Genomic DNA, 17,750 nt, shown 5'->3' with positions numbered 1-17,750 from the left:
TCGGCGCCGAGCGATTGAATGACAAGGAAGTGGCCAGGCTGGTGAAGCGGACGGCGATGGCAGCTGGCATTTGTGGCGACCTCAGCGAGATCGAGCGGGCCTTCCGGTTCTCCGGCCATTCGCTGCGCGCCGGCCTCGCCTCCTCGGCCGAGGTCGATGAACGCTATGTGCAGAAACACCTTGGGCACGCGTCAGCTGAGATGACGCGACGGTATCAGCGGCGCAAAGATCGCTTCCGCGTCAACTTAACAAAAGCGGTCGGGTTGCAGCTCCCTCACATGCCGATGGCTCGCTCAGATCTTTGAACGGTGCTCCGCGGTACTGGATAGATCGACTTTCTTGCCCACGATATCTGCAACGATTTTTAGCGTTCCGTCGAGCGACCCGACGGCCGCGGGTTTCAATTCTCCGCTTTGCTACGGCGGGCTGTTAATCCTCAGAGGGCGTCCGTATCAGCTTATCGAGATCATCCATGCTTCTTCTCCGTCTGGCACAAATCCTTGTGGTACCGTTTGTCCGCTAGATCGATGAGCCGTTTACAGAAGATCTTGTGTATTGCACCGTCCTTCAGAATCAATTTTCGTTAGCACGGACTCATTGTTATCGAAATTCGTTGCTTATAATTGTATTTCAAGAGAATCTTGCTCAGGAACTGATTTTCATAATCGGATATCGAGATTCATGGAGCACGGGCAAAGAAAGCCGTTTCAGGCGCGGTCAGCATTTTTCACGGCCGCTGGATGCCGGAAGCCGCGATCCCTGTCGGCTATGCGGCGCTGATCGATGCCTTTGAATTAGCCGTGCTTGTACCAATCAACCTGTCAGCAATCGGCCCACGTCATAAAGTTTATGAGGCAGAGCGTTGGAACATTTACACCCCCCGCCATCACCCGGACAACGACCTTGCCGGACACATGACCTTCGCGCTACGCTATGAAGGGTTGGACCTTGCCGTTCTGAAAGCCCTGTTCCGGCAGATTGGACCTGAACCAATCGCTGAAATGGTGCGCGCAGCGCCTATTGGCGCCTATGCGCGACGGCTGTGGTTTCTCTACGAATGGCTGCTCGATATCCAGCTCGATCTACCTGACGCAGCGCAGGGCACCTATGCCCTTGTCGTTGATCCCGACCGGCAATTCGCAGTGGGTGGAGCGAATTCGACTCGACATCGGGTGAAGAACAATTTGCCTGGCACACCAGCTTTCTGCCCGATGATCTTCCGCACGCCCGCGCTCGACGCAAGTCTTGCCTTCTCGGCGGAGATTGATGAGCGATATGTCCGAAAGCAGCTCGGTCACGCATCCGCTGAGATGAAGCGGCGGTACCAGAGGCGCGGAGATCGGTTCCGCGTCAACCTCACCAAAGCGGCAGGGCTTTGAGGAGACCAGGCTTACGGCGTAATGAGCTAATGGTCCGCTACCGCTTTAAGGAGCCAGAGAAGCTTATCGCGTCGGCGCGGGCGTCCAACCCTCAAATTCGATATCGCACCAAAATGCATCGGCGGGCAAATGAGTGCACAGCCGTCAAGCGGCTATGGCCAAGACTCGCCTTACAGCGTCCATGGATTGATCAGATCGATCCCGCACTCGACAAAATCCCGCGTGTTTCGTGTCGCCAGCCTCGCGCCGCGGGAGCGACAGATCGCCGCGATCATCGCATCGAACTGGCTGATTGGCCGCCCCGAGATCTGGCGCGCGGCCGCGATGTCCGCATAGGCGTCGGCTGCCTCGTTATCGAAGCTCAGCACCTGCCTCGCCATGTCAACCGTGAAGATCGAACTAACCGCGCGCAACAGAGTCGCCTTGCGCCGACCGTCAGGAAGCAAATTGGCGCCGTAGAGCAATTCGGCGCGCGTCACGGTCGTGGTAAAAAGAGCCGTTCGCGGCTGCGCCGCCATCCAGGACAGGACGCTCGGTTCCGGAGCCGGGCGCAAGACTTCTGACAAGACGTTCGTGTCCATGACAATCATGTTAGATCCGGAGGCGTGCGGATGGGCTCGCGTGCTGGCAGTTCGAGTTCGACGCCGCCTACCGCGCTCACGCGCGCACGTATAGCCTCCACCAGTGACGGATGACGTGCCGCCTCGACAGACAGTGCCGCGCGCAGAATATCCCGCGCTTCGTCCTCCATCGATCGGCCGTGCTCAGCGGCGCGCACGCGCAGACGCCTTTTGAGCGCGTCATCCAGGTTACGAATGGTCATCGTTGACATACCCATATCGACCTCAATTAGTCATTGACTGCAAAATAGTCGTTGACTGATGCTGGGTCAAGACGAGCGAAAATGTAGCTAGGGTCTGCGTTCCTTTCCGTGGCAGCGAATTTCCTTCGCCAAGGCATCGCGACGCTGAGGTTGTGTCGCCAATCGACTAGGAATCGGCAAGCACCTTCAGCCTCGCATTTGCGCCGCATGATGACGTGCCAACGTAGCGCCTATGGGCGGTCTAATGCCCTCACGTCAGCCATAGACCATCAGCCCGGCGCCAAAGCAGCGCACGCCGGCCGACCTGCCGAGCGCCGGCGCAACCTAAAGTCCCCCGACTGCCTGGTCAGCTGCCAAGTTTTCAATAACCCATGGCCCGACCCGTGAGGGACCGAACGTCCATGGCGCCGTTCAGCGGCGCACCCGTTCCAGCCTCGATGCTGCCGACATTGTCGCCGCCGATCAGGATACCGGCCGCCTGGCCCCAGATGGTCCAGTCGGGATCGATGCCGACATCATGCCCCATATCCGCAAGAAGTCTCTGCGTGTCCCGCGACAGTGCAAACGGCTCCATGACGACCCTGTCCGGCAGCCACTGGTGATGGATGCGGGGCGCGTCGATAGCCTCGCTGATGGTCATTCCGTGATCGATGACGTTGAGGATGGCTTCCAGCGTGATGGTGATGATCCGTGCGCCGCCGGGACTGCCGATCACCATGAAGAGCTTGCCGTCCTTGGTGACGATCGTCGGGCTCATCGACGACAGCGGCGTCTTGCCCGGCGCAATGGCATTGGCCTCGCCCTGCACCAGTCCGTAAAGATTGGCCGTCCCGGGCTTGGAGGTGAAATCATCCATCTCGTTGTTGAGCAGGATGCCGGACCCGTCGGCCACGACACCGGCCCCGAACGAGCCGTTCAGCGTGTAGGTCATCGAGACGGCGTTGCCTTTGTCGTCGACGATCGAAACATGCGTCGTTTCGTGGCTTTCGGCAAGCGCCAGCGGCTTGACCGCCTCGGATTTGCCTGACCGGAAAGGCTGGATCGCCGCCCGGATCTTCGCCGCATAGGCCTTGTCCAGCAGCGTGGAGACGGGGTTGTCGACAAAGGCCGGATCCCCCAGAGCGGCATTGCGGTCGGCATAGGCATGGCGCATCGCCTCCACCATGTAATGCACCGTCTCGGCCGAGGCTGGCCCGAGATGGGCCAGGGGATAGCCTTCGAGCACGTTGAGGATCTCGCACAGGATCACCCCGCCGGAGCTCGGTGGCGGCGAGGAGATGATCTCATAGCCGCGATAATGGCACCTGATCGGCGCAAGGTCGCGCACCTCATAGGCCGAAAAGTCGGAAGCCGCCAGAATGCCGCCCTTTGCAGCGCTGGCCTTGACGATCTTCTCCGTGATCGGCCCTTTGTAGAAGGCGTCCGGGCCGAGGCTGGAGATCAAGCGCAGGCTTTCCGCAAGGTCCGTCTGGATCAGGCGGTCGCCCACGGCAAACGGCTTGCCCTCCTTGAGGAAGATCCGGGCTGCGGCAGGATCCTTGCCGAGCTTCTTCGCCCCGCCCGTGAAGATGGTGACATCGCCGTCTTCGAGCGTGAAACCCTCTTCCGCCAGATGGATCGCTGGCGCCATCACCGCAGCGCGGGCAAGCGTGCCAAAGCGGGTAAGCGCGGTTTCGAAGCCCATCACACTCCCGGGAACGCCGACGGCAAGATAGCCTGCGGTCGAGCGGCCCGGCACGACGTTGCCTGCGGCATCGAGATACATGGTCTTGCTGGCCGCCAACGGAGCCCGCTCGCGGAAGTCGAGAAAATGCGTGCCGCCGCCCGCAAGGCGAATGGTCATGAACCCGCCGCCGCCGATATTGCCGGCCGAGGGATAGACGACGGCCAGCGCATAGCCCACAGCAACCGCCGCATCGACGGCATTGCCCCCTTTGCGCAGCACGTCGACACCAATCTCGGACGCCAGCCGATGGGCACTGACAACCATTCCGTGCTCGGCCCGTACAGCCGCGGGAGATGCCGCGGACACGGGCAACGCCCGTCCCATGACGAGTGTGGCGGTCGTCAGGATGGTGAGACATGCTTTCACCGACATGCGCATGGAGAATTCTCCTCCTCGACCTATATTGAAGCGCGCGCTTCTTGCGACAGGCAAGCCATTGCCTGGCGCGCACGCAAGCCAGAGTGAGGAGAAAATCGATGACTGGCAAGCCATTCAAAATCCCCGACGCGAGTCACCCGATCAGCATCGCCCCGTTTGAGGGCCGCGTAGTGGTGTGCGCCGGCGACAGGGTGATCGCCGACAGCCGGCGGGCTCTCACCCTGAAGGAAGCGGCCTATCCCGCAGTGTACTATGTGCCGAGGCAAGACGCCGACATGACGGCGCTCCACCGCTCCACGCATTCCACACATTGCCCCTACAAGGGTGATGCGTCCTATTTCGACCTTCCGACCGGAGCTGACGGGCAAAACGGCGTCTGGAGCTATGAGACGCCCCATGAGGCCGTTTCCGCTATTGCGGGCCATCTTGCATTCTATCCGAACAAGGTCGTGATCGAGACAGAAGCTTGAAGAGACTGTCGGCCGCCGGAGGTCTCGCGCGCTTAGAGCGTTTCACCTTTTGACAGAAACAGATCCTGCGTTTCTAGGCCGATGCTAAACATTCGGAATAGCTCTAGGTCAGCCTGATGATCCGCACGTCGTATGCGGCAAGGCTCGTCGCGGCGCCGGTAGGCGTGCCCTGAAGAAGCTCCTGCCCCTGCGGCAGGCTGACCTCGACAGGCTCGTGCCGCGTGTTGAGCACGAAGAGCAAGCGGCGATCCCCTCCCTCGCGCTCGGCCACCTCGACACCCTCGGGCAGGTCATCCAGCAGCGGCGCGATGCCCGCTTCGGCTGCGAGCAGGTCGAGAAGGGCCTCGGCCAGGTCAGGCGTCAGATAGGTGGCAAGGTAAAGGACCTGTCCCTTGCCCTGCCGGCGTCGCGTCAGCATCGGCTCGCCGGAGAGGAAACGGCTGGTCCAGCGGCCCAAGGCTTCCACGCCCTCTGCCACGTCCAGCCGCTCATAGAGATGGCCGGCGGTAAAGCCGCGATTGCCGATGGCGAAGTCGTAGCGCCGGCGCGCAGCGCTGGTCGCCGGGCGCTCGGCCGGCTGGTAGAAGCCGGGACCGTTCTCGCGCCAGCCCTGCAGAAGCCCATCGGCGCCGGGCGCGGCGAGCGGCCCGAACTCGCTGACCCGAACCCCAGACAGGGCAGCAAGTCTGCTGCCCGGCGCCTGCTCGCGCAGCACATGGTTGTCGGGCGTGCGCGTGCCCGTCATAGCCGAAAGGATCAGCGTCCCGCCGCCTTGGACGAAGCGCTCGACCGCGTCGTTCCATTCATCCTTCCACATCACCCAATGTGGAACATACAGCGCCTTGATCCGTGAAAGGTCGTCTTCCGGATGGATGAGGCCGCAGGCAATACCACGGCGATAGGCGGCGCCATGCAGCAGCTGGCTGTCCTGCAGCGGGCTCGGCAGGCCGATCGGATAGGTCTTGTAGGCCTCCTGATTGTCAAAATCCGCGCCGGCGATCGCCAGGTCCATGCGCACGCTGGTGCCGAGCAGATCCTTTTCGATCCGCTTCATCTCGCCTGCGAATTGCTGCGCCTCGTCAAAGCGCCGGCGCATCTGGTCGTCATGGTCGAGAATGCCGTTCCAGTAGATCTCAGCCCCGAAATGCGCCGGACGCCAGCGGAAGAACATCACCCCGTCTGCCCCGCGTGAGACCGAGGTAAAGGCCATGCGCCGCATTTCGCCGGGCTCGGGCACGTTGGAGGAAAAGCCAGGCTGGCTTCCCAATCCCGACGCCTGTTCCGGCACGATGAAATTGCCGGTGAAGGCGCGGCACTGGTCGAGATGAAAGGCCTGCATCGGCTCGTGACCGCCGCCGCGGCGCATCTCGTCATAGAGGAACGGGTAGATATCGAAACCGAGAAAATCGAGGTCTTCGCCAAATTGGCCACGGAAATCGATATCGGCGAGATTACCGAGATTGTGAAAGATCATCCAGTCCGGATTGGCAGCGCGCAGGATCTTGACCTGCTCATGCTGGAAGAGCGCGGTGGCGGCAGCCAGAAACCGGTGATAATCCTGGACATGGCCGGGGCTCAGATAGGTCGGGTTCATCCCCCTAGGCAGGACCAGCTGGTCGAAGCTCTGATAGGCCGTTGCCCAGAAATCCCCGCCCCAGGCCGCGTTCAAAGCCTCGATCGAGCCGTATTTTTCCCGGCAGAAGCGCTGGAATTCCAGAAGCGTTGCCGGCCCGTAGCTTTCGGACACCGTGGTGTTCAGCTCATTGTCGGTCTGCCAAGCGATAACATGCGGATTGTCCCGGTAATGCTCGGCCATGGCGCGGGTGATGCGGCGGCTATGCAGGCGATAGACGGGGCTCGTCGTATCGGCATGCTGGCGCGAGCCATGGCTTGCCTGCCGCCCCTGCGCATCGACACGCAGCACCTCGGGATAGCGTTGCGTCAGCCAGCGCGGCGGCGTGGCGGTCGGCGTGCAGAGAATCGTCCTGACGCCATGGCGCCCGAGCACCTCGATCGCCTCATCGAACAGGCCGAAGTCGAAGACACCTTCGTGCGGCTCCAGAATGTGCCAGGCAAATTCGGCCAGCCGGGTGATGTTGAAGCCGGCCAGCGCCATGCGCTCGGCATCGCGCTCCCAGTAGGAGCGGTCGACATGCTCGGGATAATGCGGCGCGCCGATCCAGGCCTGGTCGAGAGAGGTCGGACGCCAGACGGAAAGCGGCTTGGGTTGGATGCGTGTCATTGTGAACGAACCTATCGAGATCAGGAGAAAACCGGCCTGGCGCGGCTGATGCGCCGGCCATCGGGGGCGAAAAGGAAGAGCGCGTTTTCGGGCAGGCTCAGATGAATGGCCTCACCAGTGTGGAGGGGGCGTGGCTCGGCGGTCTGCACGGTCAGATTGGCAGTGCCGGACTCGGAGCTGCTGGCCTTGAGGAGCCCGGCATCGACATAGAGGATCGTTTCACGGCCAAGCTGCTCGACCAGGCGGATGGTCGCCGGCACCGTCCCCGCCGATGCGGGCCTCAGCACGATGTTTTCCGGCCGGATGCCGAGCGTGAGCGTCGCGCCCGGCGGCATCGTCGGCAGGTCCGCCACAACGGGGACCTGGAAGGTCGGTCCACCATCCACAGCCACCTCGGCCGTCCCGTCGACGATCCGGCCAAGGCGCACGCTGACGAAGTTCATGCGCGGCGCCCCGAGAAAGCCGGCGACGAAGAGATTGACCGGATTGGCATAGAGCTCCAACGGCGCGCCTACCTGCTCAACGATCCCCTTGTTGAAGACGACGATGCGGCTGGCCATGGTCATGGCTTCCACCTGGTCATGCGTGACATAGATCATGGTCGAGCCGAGCCGCTCATGCAGCGTCGAAAGCTCCACGCGCATCTGCGTGCGCAAAGCGGCATCCAGGTTGGACAATGGTTCATCGAACAGAAACACCTCCGGCGAGCGGGTAATCGCCCGTCCGATGGCGACACGTTGGCGCTGGCCTCCGGACAAGGCTTTCGGCCGTTTGTCGAGCTGGTCCGTCAGCCGCAGGATCTCGGCGGCGCGCAGGACCGCCTGGTCGATCTCAGCCTTGGGCCGCTTCTGCATGCGCAGCCCGAAGCCCATGTTTTCCGCCACCGTCATGTGCGGATAAAGCGCGTAGGATTGAAAGACCATGGCAATGCCACGATCGCCCGGTTCCTCGCGCGTCACGTCGCGCCCGTTGATGACGATTCGGCCGGAGCTGATCGACTCCAGGCCCGCAATGGTCTTCAGCGTGGTCGATTTTCCGCAGCCGGAAGGCCCGACCATGACGATGAACTCGCCTTTGTCGACCGAGAGGTCGATGCCGCGCAGCGCGTGATAGTGTCCGTAATATTTGTCGACATTCGCAAGCTCGACATGAGCCATGGAAAACTCCTGCAAGAATTGGTGCGCCTGCGGCGGCTGGACCGGGTCGAAGTCGAGGCAGCCTCAGCCTTTGACAGCGCCCATGGTGAGGCCGGCGATGAAATGACGCTGCATCAGAAAGAACATGGTGACAGGCGGAATGGCGACGACGATGGTGGCGGCGGCGACGATGTTCCAAGCAGAGGTCCATTCGCCGCGCAGATTGTTCAGACCCGCCGTCACCGGTTTGACGGTGTCGCTCTGGGTCAGCACCACCGCCCAGAAATAATCGTTCCAGACGAAGGTGAAGGTGAGGATGGCGAGCGCGGCCAGTGCCGGACGCATCAGGGGCGCGACGACATGGATCAGGGTCTGGGCCGGAGAAGCGCCCTCGGCCCGTGCCGCCTGGAAGAGCTCATCCGGCAAAGCCGAAATGAAGTTGCGCATGAACAGCGTGGCAAACCCGGTCTGGAAGGCCGTGTGGAAGATGATCAACGCCCAGAAGGTGTCGTAGAGGCCGAGCGAAACCATGAGATCGCGCACCGGGATCATCATGATCTGCGCGGGCAGGAAATTGCCGCCGACGAAGAGCGCGAAGACCAGCCAATTGCCGGGGAAACGGTAGCGCGCGAGCACGAAACCGGTCAGCGTCGACAGGATCAGCACAAGGATGACGGAAGGCACCGTGATGATCAGGCTGTTGAGGAAGAAGCGCGCCATGGCCGTCTGCGTGAAGACGGCGGTGTAGTTGTCGATCAGACTGAAACGCTGTGGCCAGGTCCAATAGGCACCGGCCATGATCTCCTCGGTCGATTTGATCGAGGTGAGCATGACCGCGCAAAGCGGCAGAAGCCAGAGCAGCAGGACGAGCGCAACGCCAGCCATATAGAAGAGCCTGGCACGCGGACTTTCTTCGGGGATCGGACGCGGATACATCAGCCTCTCCGTTCCATACGGTTCATCATGAGGAGATACCAGGTGATGAAGGCGGCCATGATCACGAAGAGGACGGTCGCGATCGCCGCGCCATAGCCGAAGCGGTAGGAAAAGATCGACTGCTCGTACATCTGGTAGGCGAGAACGGTGGAAGAGCCGAACGGACCGCCCGCCGTCATCACTGCGATCATGTCGAAGGAGCGCAGCGCGCCGATGACGCTGACGGCGAGCGCGATGAAGCTGACCTGGGTGAGTTGCGGCAGCACGACATGGCGGAACATGGCCAGGCCCCGCGCGCCATCCACCCGGCCGGCGCCGATCAGATCCGATGAAAGATTGTTCAGCCCCGCCAGAAACAGCACCATGCAGAAGGCGACCTGCGGCCAGAGACCGGCAAGGACGATGGCATAGGTGACGGTGTTTTCATCCGACAGAAGCGCCGGCGGCTCGCCGCCGAAGGCTTGGACGATCAGTGCCAGCAGTCCGAAATTCGGGTCATAGACCCAGCCGAACACCAGACCCACCGTCACCGAAGCGAGCACCAGCGGCATGAAGAACAGCGATTTGACGATGCGCATGCCGGCGATCTGCTGATTGACCAGAAGAGCAAGCGCCAGACCCAGCGGCGGCGCCAGCATGAAGAGTGCGAGCCAGATCAGGTTGTTCTTCAGCGAAACATAGAATTGTGGATCGGCGATCAGCTCGGCGTAGTTGCCGAACCCGATCCAGCGCATGGCGCCCATCCCGTCCCAATCGTGGAAGGAAATATAGACGGTCTCGACGCAGGCTAGCAGGATGACGGTGCCGAAAAGCAGCGCGCCGGGCAGGATGAACAGAAAGGGCGATATGCGGCGCAGCTGCCGCCGCCAGACAGAGGTCATGGCTCAGCTCCATCGAAGCCGTTTTGCTCGAGGCAGACGAACGGGCGGAAGGGCCCGATCGCCTGCAAGCCGGGAAAGATGGCGGGGCGCATTGTATGAGGATGATCCGCGCCCCGCCCGGGAGAACTCCTAGAGACGAGAACTCATTTGAAGACGCGTGCCCGCGTCTTTTCCAGGCGGGCGAGGATCTGCTCGCGCCGCTCGGGCTTGATGGTGAATTCCTGGAAGCCCTTCATACCCTCCTGGGCCATGTCGGGATCGGTGTCGCGGTCGTAATATTGCGCCGTGCCCTTGACCTTCTTCAGCTCCTCCACGGCGGTATTGACCAGCGCATCCTTGCTTGGCGGGCAGTCGTTCCGCGGGGGAATGCCGCCTTCGGCCTCGATGAAGTCGCCCAAATTCTCAGGCGCGTAGAAGAAGGCCAGGAAGTCGCGAGCGCCCTCCTTGTTGGCGGCCTTTTTCGGGATGTGGATCGAGTTGACCGAGAAATCCTCATAGCGCGCCATGCCGGAAACCAGTTCCGGAAAGGGCGCATAAGCGATCTGATCGCGCTCTTCCTTGGGAAAAGCACTCTGAACGAAGCCGCCCAGATCCATCAGCGCCGCCTTCTTCTGCGCCAGCATGGCGCCCGCCTGCTCCCAGCCGAAGGAGGAGCCGTTCGGCGAGAAGAAGTCGGCCTTGATCAGCTCTTCCCAGGTGTCGAAGACTGGCTTGAGCATGGGATCGGTGTAGGCGACCTTGCCCTCCATCAACGCCATGTGCTTGTCCAGCCCGTTGATGCGCAGGTTGAGATGATCGAAGAAGCCGCCGGTCGGCCAGAGCTCCTTGGTGCCCATAGCCATCGGCGCCATGCCGGCCGAGCGCGCGGACTGGCCGAGCGCCAGCATCTCCGCATAGGTCTTGGGCGGCGCCCAGCCTTTCTCGGCAAACACATCCTTGCGGTAGAACAGGCCCCAGAGGATACCGGCCATCGGCAAGCCATATTGCTTGCCGTCGACCGTCACCGCCGAAAGCGTCACGCCCAGCTTGTCGGCCAAGCCCTCACGCGCGACCAGATCGGAGATATCGTCGAACATGTCGCGTACGACGAAGGTCTTCATTCGGTTGCCCGAAAACCAGAAGCAGATGTCGGGCGCCCCGACGGCCAGATAGCTGCGGATTGCGGTCTTGTGCGCTTCATGATCCATATTGTTGATCACGACCTTGACGCCGGTCTTGGCTTCATAGGCTGCCGCCACACGGGCCAGCACGGCGCGCTGCTCGGCGCCGCCGAGATTGGAGATGATCTTGACCTCACCGCCCTTCGCCACGGCCGGGCTGAACAGCGACGCGGCGGCGATCGCCGTGCCTGCGCCGACCAGCAACCGCCGGCGCGAAACGGACGCGCCCAAAATCGAGGATCCCTTCTGCATCGATGTCATCGCACTCCTCCCAAGACGCGCGCGCTCAAGCCTTGGCCGCCGATGCAGCCAAAGAGCAAGACTTTGATCTCAATTCGAAATCGGCATCGATCCACCCTCTCCTCAAGGGTGGCTCCCTCCGTTGCCATAGGCAGAGTCCTACCGTAGTCTGCGGCAGGCAACAATAGTTAATTTACAAAATAAATTAAAGGAAGATCGTGCGCGGCAATCCTAGTACCTCCCGGGCGCTCAACCGGCGGCTCATCCTCAACCTCCTGCGGCATCGCGGCGCGCTTTCGCGTGCCGAAATCGCCACGATCACCGGCCTGAGCCCGGCGGCCGTCACCATGGTCGTCACCGAGCTGATGGGGGAAACGCTGCTGATCGAATGCGGGGTGCAACCCGGTGTGCAGACGGGAGCGACGGGCCGGCGGCCGGTTCCCATCGACATCAACTATGCGGCCCATCTGGCGGTCGGCTTCAAACTGCGCCATGACAGCATCGACTGTGTGCTGACGGATCTGGCGACCACGCCGCTGACGAGCTTCTCCATGCCGGTTGTCGATACGCAACCGGAGACGATGGTGGACGCCATCGACAAGGCCATCCCGGCGCTCTTGAAAGCGGCGGGACGCAAGGGCGAACCGATCATGGGCGTGGGCGTGTCGATTCCCGGGGAGATCGATGCCATCAAGGGCATCTGTCTGCAAAGCCCGCGCTTCGGCTGGACGAACCTGCCCTTCCCCGAGATTTTGCGTGCGCGCATCCATGTGCCCGTCTGGATCGACGACGATATCGCGGCCTTCACCGTTGCCCAGCGCCTTTTCGGCGCCGGGCGCCAGCATCGCGATTTCATCGCGCTGGCCGTCGGTACGGGCATCGGCGCATCCCTGGTCATCGGCGGCGAGATCTATCACGGTAGCCATGGCGTGGCCGGCAAGCTTGGCCATGTCGTGACCGAGAAGAACGGTCGGCTGTGCGAATGCGGCCGGCGCGGTTGCCTTCAGGCCCATGCGGCCGAACCCGCGATGATCGAACAATGGGCTGCGAAGGCCGGTGCGCCGACAGGGATCAGGCCCTCCGATCTGCGCGACGCCTTTCTGGCGGCCGTGGAGGCAGGCGACGCCGTCGCGCTCGGGATCGTGGAGGAAGCAGGCCTGCGCATCGGTCGGCATCTGGCCGATTTCGTCAATCTCTTCGATCCCGAAGTCATCATCGCCGGCGGCGAATCCATGCATTATGCCGAGGCATTGCTCGCACCCATCCGACGCGGCATGTCCGACTATCTCTTCTTCACCCGGCCGGACATCCTGCCTGACTGGATCGCCGGCTCTTGGGCGCGCGGCGCCGCAGCGCTCGCCACCCAGCATCTTTTCAATTTCGAGCGCACGGAGCCAAGCTCGAACAAATGATCCCCGACCGCCCGGCCAGCCGGCGGCTTTTCAATAACTCACTGCCCGACCTGTGAGGGAACGGACGTCCATGGCGCCGTTCAGCGGCGCGCCGGTTCCGGCCTCGATGCTGCCGACACTGTCGCCGCCGATCAGGATACCGGCCGCTTGGCCCCAGATGGTCCAATCGGGATCGATGCCGACATCATGCCCCATATCCGCAAGACGTCTCTGCGTGTCCCGCGACAGTGCAAAGGGCTCCATGACGACCTTGTCCGGCAGCCACTGGTGATGGATGCGGGGCGCGTCGATAGCCTCGCTGATGGTCATTCCGTGATCGATGACGTTGAGGATGGCTTCCAGCGTGATGGTGATGATCCGTGCGCCGCCGGGGCCGCCGATCACCATGAAGAGCTTGCCGTCCTTGGTGACGATCGTCGGGCTCGTCAAGGAAAGCGGCGTCTTGCCCGGCGCAATCGCGTTGGCCTGGCCCATCTTTGGCGCATGATTTCAGAGATGGTCGCCATTGTCCAAGCTGCGTCTGCGTTGAAGATCATTTGACCACCTCCAAGCTATGAGTGCCACCCTGCAGCTGCGAGAGATAGAGAAACTGGCCGTCTGCACTGACGACCGCGTTGGAGACACCAACGGCAACTCCCTTTTGCCATACGACCTTGCCATCCAGTGAGACAGTGACATCCGTGCCGTCGAGCAGCGGCGCGCCGACCATGCCCGTTGTCTGGGAAGGCGCGCTGAAGCTCAGCGTGAACTTGCCGCTGGTTCGGCTCCACTTGACGGCGATCGGTCCATTCGGCGTCGGCACACGCCCATCGACATCCGTCAGGCTACCAGGATGCGGCTGGACTAGCCAGCTCGCAAAGCCGGGTGTGATGGGGCGAATGCCGAGCGTGTAACCGGAAAGGGCAGACACCGCGCCGGTCGCCCAGCCATGCGCCAAGCTCGTATAGCTTCCCAAACCGGGTGTGCCGTCCGTGGCGATATTCTCCCACATCGTGTAGCTGACATCGGGATTTTTCGGATTGACCAGCCAACCATAGACGTTGCGGATCAGCGCTTCCGCATTGAGAGTGTCGTTTGATGCGTAACGCGCCTGAACCTCATAGCCCGAGATGAAGGTGCTGACGATCGACTTCCACCAGGTGTTGCCAAAGGGAAGCGGCCCGTATTTGGTCGTCCACAGCGCGCTCTTCATGCTGTCCAGGATCCTCTGGACCTGATCGGCCGGCGCGAGCCCGGCGAAGAGCGCGGCCGCATTGGCATCCTGCGCGATGATATCGACCGTGTCGCTGATCTTATAATAGCCCTTGGTCGCATTATACATATTGGCGTTGATCGCCTTGCCGAGCTTGTCGGCCTGGCTGCGATAATCGGCGGCAGCGGTGGTTTCGCCCAGCGCATCGCCGATCGCCGCAGCGCTGAGCAGCGTGCGGTAGTAAATCGCATTATAGGCTGTGATCGCGCCGACTTTCTCTGGATCGTAGAAGTCCCAATCCGCGCCATCTTCCTTGCGGGTGATGAACAGCCCGCGCTTGTCCAGGCGCGTGGCGTTCCATGCCATCTGCCTTTGAACGACAGGCCACAGGCTGCGCGCGAAGTCGAGATCTCCGCTAAACAGAAGATGGTCGAAGGCGCCGAGCACGACATACATCGAATAATCGGCGGAATAGACCCCGGTCTCGGATGTCAGGTTGTTGCCGGCGATCAAGGGATAGGTCGCTGGAACGGCCCCCTCCACAAAGCCGCTGGTATGCTGGCGCAAGGCCAGCTGTTGCAGCGAACCTTTAAGATAGTCGTTATTGCCGAGCCCGTAGGCGATCGTCGGGCCTGCGGTGTCGATATCGCCCGACCAGATCAGCCGGTCGCGCTTCGCCCCGTCCATGATCGCGGCCACTTCATTGCTACCGGGAATCCAGAACTGTCTGAGATCGCTGGCCTGATTCATCGCCAGGTTCAGCTGGGCGCCGCCGGAAACCACGACGTTGCGGAACAAAGCGGTCTCGCCGCTATATTCGCGGAAGCCGATCGACCCCTTGGCAAAGGCGGAAATATCGGCATTCAGCACATTGACGCCGTTGATGCTGACCGACGCCGTCTTGCCGCTGACCGTGGTCGTGACATCATACCAGGTGCCGGCCGTGATGTTGAAGGGAACGGTGGCCGATGCGATCTGCTTGTAAACATTGTTGATGACCGACAGCGCACGAAGCTGCTTGGAGGTGTCGAGCAGGAAGACGATCCCATTTTGCGGGTCTTGCGTTCGCACCGCCCAGCCCGCCTGGCTGTTGACGATATTGGCCTGCAGGGTGAGCTTATAGTCAGTCCAATCCTTGCCGGGCGTGTAATAGCCGATGTCGGAACCGCCAGTCAGATTGCTGGCGCCGCGCGCTTCGAGGCTGCTGTTGACGATGCGGAAATTTCCCGGCATGGAGCGTGCGGGCACCGAGCCGAGCTGGGCGGTGTAGACGCCGGCGGCCCAGACGCTGTTGAGCACACTGTCATTGGAATGAAACGCGCCGCCATAATCGGCAGGCTGCTTGCGGTCGGCGATATAGGTGATGCCGACGCCGTCGAGCCGGACTATGCCAGACCCGGAAATCGTCAGCATCTGATAGCGCTCGCCGGCCTGATTGTAGTAATTGGTCACCAGACCGGTCTTGTCGATGACGTAGTCGTCATACCGCTTGGGATCGCCTTCGCCCGTGCCGAAAGACTGGGCCGGCGGGGCCGCTCCGTCGCCATTGGTCGAAAGGTACCGACGGGCCTCGGAATAGGACGCCTTTAGCTGGATCGAGCCGCTGACCACGCCGACCTTGAAGAAGGGAATGCCACCGACATTGCGGCCGTAATCGAGCACGATCGTCGCAGGGGAATTGGACGAAACGCTGAATGTGGCGCCGTTGGTGCCATCGCAGATCAGCCCATTGGCATTGCTGATATTGCTGGACGCGCTGACCACGCGCGTAGGACAAACATCGGCTGCGGCCGGCACAAGGGTCTGCGGCGCAACCTCTTGCGCATGGGCGCCACCAAGCGCCGCCGACACCATCAGGGCTGTCGCGGCCACGCCGCCGCGTAGCCGCGGGGCGCGGCCTGAAAGGATATGAAGCATCTGATCTCCTCCCGAGATGCAAGAATAAACACTCCCTGCCCGCAACTCCCATGCCGGCAAGAAGACGTGCAAAAGCCCCGGCGCGCGTCTCCTCAAACGCGTACCCTGACCCTTTATCCAAAGGGCCTCCGTGGTTTATGGAAGCCGCCGCATCCCACGCGGTCATGGCGCAGGACGCAGCCGTATCGATCCGCTATCGCGAACATCTTCGTGACGCGGGAAGACTTGCCTTCAGCAAGATCCTCATTCAGTGAGACCCTGTGGCGCGAGAGGTCCTCTTCCACTCAAGCGACAACTTGGCGCCGCTGTGTCTCGCATGGTTTCTTCCGATGCGCCATTTCCAGCACGAGGAGCCAATTTTTAATTTAGTCATTTATTGTCAATTGAATTCTTGTTGTCAACACTTCCGATTAAGACCGCTCTGAATTCCTGCGTTGATGATGATGACTGACGGAATTTGATTTTGTAGCGCTTGTCTGGCCCTGGCTGCCTTCTGGAAAAAACTAGCGCCCGTTAGCAAATTTTCTGCTCATTCGCTCCAAGCAGACTAAAATCGCTTCAATTCCTGATCAACAGGACTTTGCTTTGGGCGACTTCTTTGCCAGCCCGCGGCAGCACCTGCTCAGGCGTTACATCGAAGCTCATCCAATCAAAATCGATCAAAATGACAAGGTGATTGAAAATGAGACCATTTCCCTAGGCTGACTTGTATCAAGAGGACCTTCAGGCGTCTCTGCATCGACAGATTTTTTTCGCCTGTTTCGTCACGCCAGTCAGGAGTCATGTTCGGCCCTGTGCGCTTTGGCGATATCGACGGGTGAACGATCTGTAGGTCGCTGTGGGATGTCTTTATCGGCTGCCGAGCTCCGCTCGCGTCGGCACCATTATGTGTGTTTCGTCGCCTCCTGCACGATCCATTCCGCAAACAGCTGCATCGGGCCTTCGCTGAGCCGGATCGGCTCGGGGAGAATGAGGCAGAACGTCTTTGAGATCGACTGGCCCTCCGGCCACGGCGCGATAAGCCGGCCAGAAGCTAGATCTTCCTCTACATAGAGGCGCGGCACCAAGGCGACGCCAAGACCGGCCAAAGCCGCCTCGATCAGCATGGCATGCAGATCGTAGCGCGCACCTATGGCCGGATTGTTCAATGTAATTCCACTTTCCTCGGCATAGAGCTGCCACGCATCCGGGTTCTGGCGGCGATGCAGGCGCGGCAGTGCATCAAGGGCCATCGCTCGGTCTTGATCCTCGATCAGCGCGGGATGGCAGACGGGAACGAGCACCTCGTGCAGCAGGCGATGGGTTCGCATTCCCGTCCAGGCTGGATGCTCGAAATGGATAGCGGCATCGAAGCCGCTGCCGGGAAGAACAAACGGCTCCATCCGCTCGGCAAGATGCACAGTGATGTTCGGATGCCGCTCCTGAAATCCTTTCAGGCGGGGGATGAGCCAGCGCGTCGCGAAGGTCGGCAGCACGGCGATATCGAGACTTGCCCCGTCGCTCGGCTGGCCCATCAGATACTGGCTGTCGCGTTCCAGCCGATCGAGCGTCTCCCGAACCTGGGCTGCATAGCGCGCGCCATTCGGCAACAGCCGCACACGATTGCCAATGCGCTCGAACAGCAGCACCCCAAGAAAGGCTTCGAGCCGACCGATCTGTCGACTGACGGCCCCCTCTGTGAGGACAAGCTCATCGGCCGCGCGCGCGAAACTTCCGTGACGAGCCGCCGCTTCGAACGCAAGAAGCGCCGAGTGGCTGGGGATTTTTCGGCGCATCTGTCTCTCCGGCAGACAAGTCGAGAGGTTACTGGGCCTCAGCATGACATTTGATCACTGAAGGATGATCTAAAAACGATACA

Annotated in this window: 14 protein-coding genes and 1 pseudogene; 4 read left to right on the top strand and 11 right to left on the bottom strand. The window is 61.4% G+C overall.

Annotated features, from left to right (window positions below; all coding sequences use genetic code 11):
* Window positions 1–305, top strand: a 305-nt coding sequence (locus BMX61_RS22305; RefSeq protein WP_170855004.1) for a tyrosine-type recombinase/integrase, incomplete at its 5' end; no start/stop codon positions are given.
* 435 nt (window positions 306–740) lie between these two features.
* A complete protein-coding gene (locus BMX61_RS25225) occupies window positions 741–1,379 on the top strand; it encodes a site-specific integrase (protein WP_170855003.1) in 639 nt (212 codons plus the stop codon).
* Window positions 1,380–1,549: 170 nt separating this feature from the next.
* On the opposite strand, the gene BMX61_RS22295 is transcribed toward BMX61_RS25225, so the two are convergent.
* From BMX61_RS22295 to ggt, 3 genes are all read right to left on the bottom strand, one after another.
* Window positions 1,550–1,969, bottom strand: a complete 420-nt coding sequence (locus BMX61_RS22295) for a type II toxin-antitoxin system VapC family toxin (protein WP_075628018.1) — start codon at window positions 1,967–1,969, stop codon at window positions 1,550–1,552.
* The gene (locus tag BMX61_RS22290; protein ID WP_075628070.1) at window positions 1,966–2,211 is read right to left on the bottom strand and encodes a FitA-like ribbon-helix-helix domain-containing protein; all 246 of its coding nucleotides are present in this window, start codon (window positions 2,209–2,211) and stop codon (window positions 1,966–1,968) included. Before BMX61_RS22290 ends, BMX61_RS22295 begins: the two co-directional genes overlap by 4 nt.
* Window positions 2,212–2,563: 352 nt before the next feature.
* The gene (gene ggt, locus BMX61_RS22285) at window positions 2,564–4,306 is read right to left on the bottom strand and encodes a gamma-glutamyltransferase (protein WP_075628019.1); all 1,743 of its coding nucleotides are present in this window, start codon (window positions 4,304–4,306) and stop codon (window positions 2,564–2,566) included.
* A 98-nt stretch (window positions 4,307–4,404) separates the two neighbouring features.
* Here ggt and BMX61_RS22280 point away from each other — a divergent pair, with 98 nt between their 5' ends.
* A complete protein-coding gene (locus BMX61_RS22280) occupies window positions 4,405–4,776 on the top strand; it encodes a DUF427 domain-containing protein (protein ID WP_075628020.1) in 372 nt (123 codons plus the stop codon).
* Window positions 4,777–4,879: 103 nt separating this feature from the next.
* On the opposite strand, the gene BMX61_RS22275 is transcribed toward BMX61_RS22280, so the two are convergent.
* The 5 genes from BMX61_RS22275 to BMX61_RS22255 all read right to left on the bottom strand — a co-directional run bounded on the left by BMX61_RS22275 (window position 4,880) and on the right by BMX61_RS22255 (window position 11,392).
* Window positions 4,880–7,018: a beta-galactosidase gene (locus BMX61_RS22275; RefSeq protein WP_075628021.1), complete on the bottom strand. Its 2,139-nt coding sequence runs from the start codon at window positions 7,016–7,018 to the stop codon at window positions 4,880–4,882.
* A 20-nt stretch (window positions 7,019–7,038) separates the two neighbouring features.
* Window positions 7,039–8,175, bottom strand: coding sequence for an ABC transporter ATP-binding protein (locus BMX61_RS22270; protein WP_075628022.1), 1,137 nt, complete (start codon window positions 8,173–8,175; stop codon window positions 7,039–7,041).
* A 63-nt stretch (window positions 8,176–8,238) separates the two neighbouring features.
* Window positions 8,239–9,090, bottom strand: coding sequence for a carbohydrate ABC transporter permease (locus BMX61_RS22265; protein WP_075628023.1), 852 nt, complete (start codon window positions 9,088–9,090; stop codon window positions 8,239–8,241).
* Entirely contained in the window at window positions 9,090–9,971 is an 882-nt protein-coding gene (locus BMX61_RS22260) for a carbohydrate ABC transporter permease (protein WP_075628024.1), read from the bottom strand. The genes BMX61_RS22265 and BMX61_RS22260 overlap by 1 nt, the downstream gene beginning before the upstream one ends.
* A 143-nt stretch (window positions 9,972–10,114) precedes the next feature.
* Window positions 10,115–11,392 (bottom strand): ABC transporter substrate-binding protein, encoded by a 1,278-nt coding sequence (locus tag BMX61_RS22255; protein WP_075628025.1) that lies wholly within the window; start codon window positions 11,390–11,392, stop codon window positions 10,115–10,117.
* Between the two features lie 197 nt (window positions 11,393–11,589).
* Between BMX61_RS22255 and BMX61_RS22250 the strand changes: the two genes are divergently transcribed.
* Entirely contained in the window at window positions 11,590–12,783 is a 1,194-nt protein-coding gene (locus BMX61_RS22250; protein ID WP_075628026.1) for an ROK family protein, read from the top strand.
* 30 nt (window positions 12,784–12,813) lie between these two features.
* Here the strand turns inward: BMX61_RS22250 and BMX61_RS22245 are convergent.
* From BMX61_RS22245 to BMX61_RS22235, 3 genes and pseudogenes are all read right to left on the bottom strand, one after another.
* Window positions 12,814–13,254, bottom strand: a pseudogene (locus BMX61_RS22245) (gamma-glutamyltransferase); the annotation flags it as partial.
* 61 nt (window positions 13,255–13,315) lie between these two features.
* On the bottom strand, window positions 13,316–15,892 hold the full coding sequence (locus BMX61_RS22240) for an alpha-L-rhamnosidase-related protein (RefSeq protein WP_075628028.1): 2,577 nt from the start codon (window positions 15,890–15,892) through the stop codon (window positions 13,316–13,318).
* Window positions 15,893–16,776: 884 nt separating this feature from the next.
* Window positions 16,777–17,667 (bottom strand): LysR substrate-binding domain-containing protein, encoded by an 891-nt coding sequence (locus BMX61_RS22235; protein ID WP_075628029.1) that lies wholly within the window; start codon window positions 17,665–17,667, stop codon window positions 16,777–16,779.
* Window positions 17,668–17,750 lie beyond the last annotated feature (83 nt).

It is taken from the genome of Xaviernesmea oryzae, from assembly GCF_900109605.1.
Lineage (GTDB): Bacteria > Pseudomonadota > Alphaproteobacteria > Rhizobiales > Rhizobiaceae > Xaviernesmea > Xaviernesmea oryzae.
The sequence above is the reverse complement of the archived record's forward strand: the minus strand, read 5'-3'. Positions and strand labels throughout refer to the sequence as shown.